The sequence below is a fragment of the Paenibacillus sp. VTT E-133291 genome (assembly GCF_002264395.1).
In the GTDB taxonomy this organism is placed as follows: Bacteria; Bacillota; Bacilli; order Paenibacillales; family Paenibacillaceae; genus Paenibacillus_AQ; species Paenibacillus_AQ nitricinens.
In genome coordinates, this window is the sequence record NZ_NFVA01000187.1 from 1 (window position 1) to 3,212 (window position 3,212).

The 3,212-nt window shown below is 38.9% G+C and carries 3 protein-coding genes; all 3 read left to right on the plus strand.

Annotation, left to right across the window (positions count from 1 at the left end):
- The first annotated feature begins 629 nt into the window (after nt 1-629).
- The 3 genes from CA598_RS31310 (at nt 630) to CA598_RS31325 (ending at nt 3,212) form a co-directional block, all read left to right on the plus strand.
- Entirely contained in the window at nt 630-1,034 is a 405-nt protein-coding gene (locus CA598_RS31310; protein ID WP_094874801.1) for a GNAT family N-acetyltransferase, read from the plus strand.
- Nucleotides 1,035-1,494: 460 nt separating this feature from the next.
- Nucleotides 1,495-2,157, plus strand: a complete 663-nt coding sequence (locus CA598_RS31320) for a hypothetical protein (RefSeq protein WP_094879028.1) — start codon at nt 1,495-1,497, stop codon at nt 2,155-2,157.
- A 77-nt stretch (nt 2,158-2,234) separates the two neighbouring features.
- Nucleotides 2,235-3,212 (plus strand): phosphotransferase enzyme family protein, encoded by a 978-nt coding sequence (locus CA598_RS31325; RefSeq protein WP_094879029.1) that lies wholly within the window; start codon nt 2,235-2,237, stop codon nt 3,210-3,212.

Here is a 3,212-nt window from a genome sequence, read left to right on the forward strand (position 1 = left end):
CACTGTGAAGCGCTTGCTCGGCAGAGAGCCACGAACGCTAGACACCTTTCTACATGAGTGTGTAGAGAATTTCCGGTAAAGGCGGAGTCCACCAATTCTGATATTTGTAACGTTAGCAGCATTTTATTCCGATTTTAGATAAGTCATTGAGTTTACGGAGAACGTTAGTGGAGGAGCTTCCTATAAGGTAGGTAGCTCTTCTTTTCTATTAAGCTAACGGGAGGTTAACGGGGATGGGACCTCAGCCGAAATAAAGGAAGATTCGATTAACGACATTCGAAGAATGGAGTAAGGAATTTACAAGTATTTAGACAAACCACTTAAAGCGTTGAGCGTATAGCTGTCAATTACGCTAACGGGAAAATTAACGATATAAGCCTCTTATGCTTAAGTAAAAGAAGTATTCTCATGAATTCTCTAATGTAATTAAATGCAAATTCCACTTCAGTTAATCCATTTTCTATACATATTTTTAATAGTATATTGAGGTAAATAATTCATTTTGAAAAATCCGAAATTGCTTTGTCGGTTTTATTTTATGGCTTCGTAAGGATTGCAAAACCATCGAAATATGGGAGTTTAAAACAGATGTTGTGCCGTAGTTAGTTTTATGAAAGGAAGGTATAGGGGTGAGTATTTATTACGCTTCAAGCAAAGAGGATATCACTAAGGATGCACTCCAAGAGTTATTTCTTTCGGTAGAATGGGAGTCTGGCAAGTATCCAAACGAGCTTTTACAAGCAATACGAGGGTCTCATTCACTTGTTACTGCTTGGGAAGGAGGAAAGCTTGTCGGTTTAATAAATGCTTTGTCAGATGGTGTTTTAACGGTATATTTTCATTATATGCTTATTAATCCGAGTTATCAGAGTATAGGTATAGGTAAGGAAATGATGAAGATAATGCTTGAAAGATATAAAGGATGTAAAACAAAAGTATTAATTTCATATCCTCATGCAGTGGATTTCTATAATAAATTTGGCTTTAATACAGAGGATGGAGCTACACCAATGTTTATCTCAGAGTTGATATGATTGAACTAAAGGGACACGCTATAGTCCGAGAACATTGAACGCCTACACTCTTCAGAACAAAAATGCTAATGACGGAACTAGGCGATACCGAGATAGCGGAGATTACGTTGACTATACTGAAGGAATATTTGATGAAACAAGCAGATTGTTTGAAGCCAAGCAGTCTAGGGCATCGAATTCGACATACCTATGTGTGTAAACTCCTTGATAACGGTGCCTCATTGGATTTCATCAAGGTATGCTGAATCATGAGAAAGCCTCAACCGCGCAAATATACGCACAACTCCGCGGCGAGAGCAAGAGAGAAATGTATCGACGATTTTTTAGCATATTATTGCGGTAAATCCCTTTTTAGAAATCTGCGGCTATTCAACTAATGGGCAGTTTAGCGCAGTGCCGAAGGCGAACACAATGGAGTATAATGGTAATAAAGACCATTGATCCCAAGAGGTGTGTTCTCATGCCAGAATATTCTCAAATCCAAACTTATATAATATGTGATCAATTCAATTTCCAAGACGTTATCAGGCTCTTTTCAGGAGTAATAAACTCGCTGGGACTTGATTCTAGATACTTTAATAGTGAGCTGGAATGGGAAGTTTCAGAAAATGGTTTTATGTACGTTGGTGGCGATGCTGAGACTCAGTTGTACCAAAATAACGGGTTCCAACTCCATTTACGGCCATATGTACTAGGCTGGACACCTAAAGTTATTGAGGAATTAAAAGAATCATATCTGGAAATTAGTATCTTGTTTTGGACAGAAGAGATAGAACACGATTGGAGAATAGGACAAGTACGAAGCCAATATCAATCCTTGATTTGGCGGATTATGACTAAGTTCTCTGAGGAGTTTAGACAAACTGGAGTGTTTTTCACAAATGAAGCTATGGATGGAGCGCCTTGGGAGGCGTTAGTGTCAGGTCAGCAAGAGGGACTTTGGGCATTTGATGCTGCAATTTTACCTGAACACCTGTTTGATTCGTATAAGGATATTCCAAAAGATATTTTTATTTGTAAGGATAAAGAGCTAGTATATGTTGCCCGAGAATCCGTATGGGGGACAGAACCTTGGTACAACATCGATTCAACTGACGCGTATAATATCTCCAAGGAGACTTGAAATGAAAAGAAAGGTATCTCTTTTATACTTTATACCAAAATTGAATAAAAAAATCCTTCTTTTTTAAAGGAGTCCTTATGACGAACGAGAAACTTTTGGACTTACTAGGTAGATACGACGATATCCAACAACCTGAGATTATTTTTTTAAGGCATAACGAGAACAGAACATATCGTGTAAATGACAGAATGGGAAAATCATATTTACTTCGCATTCATGACCCTTTTATAGATGACATGAAAGGTCTGCAGCATACATACGACGGCATTCTTGGAGAATTGCAAATGCTTGAGGAGCTGGGAAGCTGGAGCATCAACGAAATACAGACTCCTATAAGAAACAAAGATGGTGAATTAATTACGATCGTCGAATACGAAGGTGAGCTTTTGAACTGCTCTGTCCTAACCTGGCTGGATGGAAGAGACATGATTAAGAATGATGTTAACAATCTTGAACTGGTAAAAAAACTGGGATTGCAATTAGCAGAGCTGCATACTTTTTTTCGGCAGTACAAATATTCAGATATAAAGATTCGTCCGAGTCAAGGCAGAGCCTATAATGAACGGATGATTCGTGTGATCCATTCGGGTGTGAAAAAGAATCTATTTACATCTTCTGATGCCAATGTCATTGAACAAACGCTGCAATTGATTAACTTCCGATTGGTTGACCATGGCGGGGAGGCTGGCCCTGACCTTATTCATGGGGACTTGTGTATGGGGAACATCATCATCACAACCGAAGGAGAGGCGCGCTTTATTGATTTTGGCTTTTTCGGAACCGGGTATGCCTTGCTTGATGTTGCCATGGGAGCTATGATGCTGCCATCCGATCGAAGAGATACTTTCCTTAAGGGATATTACAGAGAGCACGAAAATACAGCGAATGATCTACTGCAGCTTGAAGGTTTTATGCTGGTCGCTATTATCGGGTATTACGTCTTCCAGTTGGAGAATGAACATGTCCATGCCTGGATGCGTGAAAAAATGCCTAAATTATGCGCAGAGTATTGTCGTCCATTCCTTAATGGTGAAAGTATATTTTATAAAATATAA

What these genes read in the sequence shown, in the direction of transcription:
- CA598_RS31320 (WP_094879028.1), top strand. Translation starts at nt 1,495, where the DNA reads ATGCCAGAATATTCTCAAATCCAAACTTATATAATATGTGATCAATTC.
- CA598_RS31325 (WP_094879029.1), top strand. Translation starts at nt 2,235, where the DNA reads ATGACGAACGAGAAACTTTTGGACTTACTAGGTAGATACGACGATATC.